At 36.9% G+C, this 6,670-nt stretch carries 3 protein-coding genes; all 3 read left to right on the plus strand.

Annotated features, from left to right (window positions below; genetic code table 11):
• Positions 1 to 54: 54 nt before the first annotated feature.
• The 3 genes from OXQ85_RS03355 to OXQ85_RS03365 all read left to right on the plus strand — a co-directional run bounded on the left by OXQ85_RS03355 (position 55) and on the right by OXQ85_RS03365 (position 6,628).
• Positions 55 to 2,955: a gliding motility-associated C-terminal domain-containing protein gene (locus tag OXQ85_RS03355; protein ID WP_267402384.1), complete on the plus strand. Its 2,901-nt coding sequence runs from the start codon at positions 55 to 57 to the stop codon at positions 2,953 to 2,955.
• 151 nt (positions 2,956 to 3,106) lie between these two features.
• Positions 3,107 to 5,965, plus strand: coding sequence for a T9SS type B sorting domain-containing protein (locus OXQ85_RS03360; RefSeq protein WP_267402385.1), 2,859 nt, complete (start codon positions 3,107 to 3,109; stop codon positions 5,963 to 5,965).
• A gap of 303 nt (positions 5,966 to 6,268) precedes the next feature.
• Entirely contained in the window at positions 6,269 to 6,628 is a 360-nt protein-coding gene (locus OXQ85_RS03365; protein WP_267402386.1) for a hypothetical protein, read from the plus strand.
• Positions 6,629 to 6,670 lie beyond the last annotated feature (42 nt).

Below are 6,670 nucleotides of genomic sequence, written 5' to 3' on the forward strand. Positions count from 1 at the left end.
AAAAAACTTTTCAAATATTATGCTATTTTTGTAGAAATCCTAATTCCCAATCATATGAAAAGATTTCTACTTAGTTTAGTATTAGTTTTTTTGACGACTAAAACGCTCTTTGCACAAAGAGATACAGACCACTGGTTTGCGCCAATGGCTGCAAATCCATCTGCTCTCATATCCTTTTATCAGGGTCTATATTTTTCCACAGATTCTGTTACCCCATTTGATGTAAACATCTATACCAATAACGCATCAGGAAACAGCGTAATCATTGGTACTGTAACCATTAAAAAAGGAGATCCGCAAGTCTTTAACTTTCCCGCGACCCCTGCTATACCAGGTGTTACGATGGGGACAACCATGGTAACATCAGCTAGTGGAGAATTGTTTACCAAAGTAAATAAAGGAATTTATACTCATGGAGAAAAGCCATATTTTGTAAACTACAGATTTTCAGTTAGCAGCCATGGTGAAATTCTTACCTCTAAAGGTAAAGCAGCATTAGGAAAGAAATTTTATGCTGTCACGAGCCCGATTACAGGCTTAAATTCTTCTAGTTACTTAAATTTCACAACCGGAATTATTGCTACTGAAGACAATACAACAGTTACAGTTTCTGGATACGCTGCTGGAGTTCAGTTTTCTAACGGAACAACAGGAGCTACAACTCCCTCAATGACAGTAAACCTGAACAGAGGACAGTCTTATATTATTGAAGGAAAAATTCCTGGTACCTCCTCTACCAATCAAACAGGTTTTATTGGATCAAAAATAGAAGCTGATAAACCAATCTCCGTTACTAACGGAAACTTTAATGGCCAATTTGCTCTCTCACCTCCGGGAGGTTTTTCCGGAACAGATATTATAATGGATCAATCAGTTCCTACCGATAGATTAGGAAACGAATTTGCTCTAGTAAAAGGTAATGGTAATATTACCGATGGTGTGGAAGACGCATTAATTGTTGCCACCGAAAACAATACAGAAGTTTATGTAAACGATTCTGGCTTACCTTTAGCTACTCTTAATGAAGGAGAATGGTTTCGTGTAAGCGAAGGAGCAGGCGGTACATTTATCAATAGATATATCGATCAAGGAAACGGGCATTATAACATGCGTATTAAAACATCAAAAAATGCATATGTATATCAACTTCTTGCTGGTCTTCCAAACTACAATGCAACAGAAGGATTCAACTATATTCCACCTTTGAATTGCTTTTTACCAAGAAAAATTGATGAGATTGCGATGGTAAATATTTTACCTCCAACTACAAATACCGTAAAATTAAACATTATTACAGAAACCGGAGCCACAGTTACTGTAAATGATGTTCAGTTACCAACCACACAAGGACCATACCCTATAACAGGAACAACTGCTTGGGTATCTTATTCTGTTCCGAATGCGACAGGAAATATGACAGTAGCTTCTACTAAAGCTGTTACTGCAGGTATCGCTGGAGGTAGTGGAGCTGTAGGATATGGAGGATATTTTGCAGGTTTCTCTTCAATTCCTGTAATTACCAAAAAAACAGGAGAATGTGTACCTGGTCTTGTACTTGAGGTAGACGACAGCTACGAAACTTACCAATGGTTCAGAAACGGAGTGGCTATTCCGGGTGCTACGACTAATACTTATACTCCTACACAATCTGGAGATTTTACAGTAAAAGTAACAATGGGAACTTGCCCGCCGGTAACAACGCCAATCTACAAAGTGTATACTTGTTTGATGACAACGACTAAAACACTTACAATTTGCGGAACAACCATCATTACTCCTACCTTTACAAACTCTACACAAACTCCGGTTGCCAGTACAGTAACAATTCTTACAGCTCCAACCAAGGGAAGTGCAGCAATTAATACTTCTACGGGAGTTATCACTTATACACCAAATCCGGGATATTTAGGTCCTGATAAAATTGTTTTTAAATTCTGCGGAAATAATGCACAATTCACAGACTGCGAAGAAGTAACTTTAAATCTAAATGTAGTTCCTTTCGTTATTAAAGATGTTACGATTGAAGCTTGCCAATACGATACCAATCCTTATGCTGAGTTTGATTTAACAACAGCTCCGGTTACAGATTATCCTTTGGTGACAAAACAATTCTACAAGACAATGGCTCACCTGACAACAGGAACCAATATGATTACAGATCCTGTACATTATCAGTCTTTAAGCGGAACTGTATATGTGAAAGTAACAACCAACGAAGGCTGTACGGCAAACGCCATCATTACATTGGTAGCAAAACCAATTAAAAAATCACCTCTATTGGTAGATCAGTTTATCTGTATTGATGCAAGAACAAACATCGATGCAGGTCCTGGATATGATTCTTACCAATGGAATACAGGTGCTACAACTTCAGGAATCAGTGGTGTAAGCCCAGGTCAGTATACTGTAATTTTAGGTAAAAACGGATGTTTTATTACTCAGGTTGTCAACATTAAAAAAGCACCAGATCCTGTAATTACTCAGATTGATATTACCAACAATACGGCTACGGTAATTGTAAACGGAGGAACGCCACCTTACAAATATTCCGTAGATGGAATCGCCAACTGGCAAGATTCTAATGTATTTACAGGATTGTCGAGAGGTCAGCACACATTCTATGTGAAAGATTCTTACAGCTGTACGCCTATTTCGGTAGAAGTTACAGTTCCGAATTTAGTTAATGCTATCACTCCGAACGGAGATAATGTAAATGATGTGATTGACTATAGAGAATTAGGCTATAAAGATAATCTGGTATTCGTAGTGTATGACAGATACGGTAACAAGATATTTACGGGAGATAAATTCAATAATTATACTTGGGACGGTAGACATTACGATAAAAAGATTGTTACAGGCACTTACTGGTATCATATTACCTGGAACGAGCCAAATAAGCAAAAGACTCCAATAAAATACACAGGTTGGATTCTTGTAAAAAACATCGATTAGTAACATTAAAATAATATTTAAAACCACGATTTTCCGGAATCGTGGTTTTTTTATTGCCTTTTTTAGGAATATTTTAAAATAATTTCCAAATAATTTTCTATTCATTTTAAATAATACATTATTTTTGTGGCAATCCTTAATTCCCACGTTTATGAAAAAACTTTTACAAAGTTTAGTATTGATACTGTTATCAATACCACTCTCTTTGTATGCACAAAGAGACACAGAGCACTGGTTTGCCCCTATGGCAGCAAGAACTGCAGTACTGAGCAGTCCTCAACAGGCGCTCTATTTTTCAACAGACTCTACCACCCCTTTTCCGGTAGAAATCTACAGTAACAACAATGTCATCGGAACCGTTACCATTAGTAAAGGAAATCCGCAGACCTTTTCAGTTCCGCTTAATTATATGATTACCTCTGCTACATCGGATCAGTTTCACCCGATCAACAAAGGATTGTATACAAAAGGAACAAAACCCTACTTCGTAACTTTCCGGTTTTCAGTAAGCAGCCACGGTGAAATTTTAACATCTAAAGGTAAAGCAGGCATCGGAACAAAATTCTATGCCGTTGTTTCGCCGATAGAAGATATCCAGGTATCCTCTACCAATCCTTTACTTAATTTCACTACCGGAATTTTAGCAACGGAAGACAACACAACCGTTACGGTTTCAGACTATGCTGCTGAAGTTGTTTTTACCAATGGAAATACAGGCTTAACAACACCTACCCTAACATTTACTCTTAACAAAGGGCAATCTTATATTATTGAAGGTATCAGTAATAAAACTGGAAACAAAGATGGTTTTATTGGAGCTAAAATAGAATCGAACAAACCTATTTCGGTTACCAATGGAAACTTTAACGGACAATTTGCCATCGATCCTGCGGGAGGATATTGGGATGGTTCTGATATTGTGATGGATCAATCTGTACCTGTTGATCGACTTGGAAATGAATTCGTAGTCGTAAAAGGAAATGGTAACATCAACGAGAAAATGGAAGATGCCCTTATTGTTGCCACCGAAGACGGAACGGAAGTTTACATTAATAATGCAACTACTCCCGTTTACGTTCTTAATGAAGGTGAATATTATAGGGTAAATAAAACCAACAATAACAATTACATTAATCAAGGAAATGATCATTACAACATGTATATTAAAACCTCGAAAAATGTATATGTGTATCAGCTTCTTGCAGGTGTAGCAACCAGCAATGCAACCATCGGATTCAATTATATTCCACCTTTGAATTGTTATTTGCCAAGAAAAATTGATGAAATCGGAATGATTAATATTCTTCCGCCAACCACCAATAATGTTAAATTAAACATCCTTACAGAAGCGGGCGCCGTGGTTACAGTAAACAACGGAACTCCTCCTGCCACACAAGGCCCTTATCCTGTATTGGGAACTTCATCATGGGTTTCTTATTCAGTTCCGAATGTTACTGGAAATATGACGATTACTTCATCCAAAGCCGTCACGGCAGGTATTTCCGGAGGAAGTGGTGTTGTAGGGTATGGCGGTTATTTCGCGGGGTTCTCATCAATTCCTGTAATTGCTAAGCAAACCGGAGATTGTATTCCAGGAATTATCCTTGAAGTAGATGATAGTTTTGAATCTTATCAATGGTACCGAAATAACAATCCAATTCCGGGAGCAACTTCCAACTCTTATGTTCCAACACAATCAGGAAATTATGTAGTTAAAATTACGGTAGGCACTTGTCCGCCGGTTACAACTCCTGTTTATAAAGTATTTACCTGCTTAACAGAAACAACAACCAACGATACCGTTTGTGATGGCGTAAAAACAATTGTACCACAGTTTACAAACTCTACCCAGTCTTATGTTCCGGGATCGGTGGTTATCATTACACCTCCGGCAAATGGGAATGCAGTGATCGATCCTACCAACGGAGTAATTAGCTATGCACCCAACTTTGGATATTTTGGTCCCGATTCATTTGTTTATAAATTCTGCGGAAATGATCCTGAATTTACAGATTGTGAAGAAGTGACTTTAAATCTAACCGTTTCTGAAAGTCCGATCGTTACCAATGCTGCATTGAGATCTTGTTTTATAGAATCGAATCCGGCAACGGCTGTATTCAACCTTACTGTTGCAAGTGTAACTTCGCAAACCGGAATCACAAAAAAATATTATCCCTCTCCTACCGATGCACACAACGGAACCAATGAAATTCCGGATCCCGTGAACTACATCGCACCAAACGGAGTGGCTTATGTAAAAGTCACTAATGCACAAGGCTGTTACAGAATTGCTGAGGTTACTTTGACAGTACTTCCGCCTGTAAAATCTACAGTTTTAACCGATAAAGTAATCTGTATGGAAGATACCACTACATTAGACGCTGGCCCGGATTTCAACGGATATCAATGGAGCACGGGCGCTACGACTCCATCAATCTCGAATGTTGGCGTAGGTGTTTATTGGGTAAATCTAAAAACAGGAGATTGCATCACAAGACAAACCGTAAAAGTATATCCTGCGGAGCAACCCGTTATTACAAATCTTGAAATTTCAACCACAAATCTTACGGTGAGTGTAATCGGAGGAACGGCGCCTTATCAATATTCAATAGACAATATTCATTGGCAGGATTCTAATGTATTTGCAGAAATTCCGAGAGGTACAGGTACGGTATATGTAAAAGATTCTTACAATTGTGATCCTGTAACGGTAGATTATACAAATCCAAACATCATCAACGTAATCACTCCTAATGGCGATGGCGTGAATGATATTCTTGATTATTCTTCTCTGGCAGGAAAAAAGAATCTTGTATTCAATATTTTTGATCGATACGGATCGAAAATTTATCAAGGAGATAAATCCAACAATTACAAATGGGACGGAACCATTGGTACAAAGAAACTCTCTACCGGAAGTTATTGGTATGAAGTAGGCTGGAATGAGCCCAACAAACAATTAACCCCGATAAAATTCACAGGCTGGATTTTAGTTAAAAACAGAGATTAAAAATATCAACAACATTTATACAAAACCACGATTTTATTATCGTGGTTTTTGCATTTATACATGATTTATCACTTCAGGATTATTTAAAATTTCAAAATATTTTACATTAAATATTTTATATCACAAAATATCAATTCCCAATTTATTATAAAGTAACGAATTACCATCGCTAAACAAAAACAAAGCTCGCGACCACACCTCATATTTCCTATATTTGGGATATTAACCAAATGATAAAAATTATGATACTCAACCATTCAACCTACGCGAAACTTTCTATTCATCATTCAACATCTTCTTATCATGACGAATATTTTTGATCTGATATACTCTGAAGATATTGTAAAATCTGAAGACGGAAAGCTTAAGATTCTTTTAGATCACCTTACAGGAGCCTATTTTATTAAGTATAAAAAAAGCGGTCTGTCCATTTTTAATGACAGTGAAGGAAATAAAATCATATACGTGAAAAGCAACCTTTCTTACACAGACGACAATGATATTACTTACGAAATACCAAAAGGAAAATATATAGAATCTGATGAAGGAAAAATTATTCTAAATTCTAAAACAGAGGAAGTTGTACTAGAGCAGGCTTATTTTTATTTCAAAACCAAGCAAAAGTACAGAGACTCTTTGTTGGAAGATGTTCATTTAAATTAACCAAAAAAAGCACAATTATTATGGAAGAAAACAACAACAATC

Source organism: Chryseobacterium sp. GM_Chr_2 (assembly GCF_026540445.1).
Classification (GTDB): Bacteria; Bacteroidota; Bacteroidia; order Flavobacteriales; family Weeksellaceae; genus Chryseobacterium.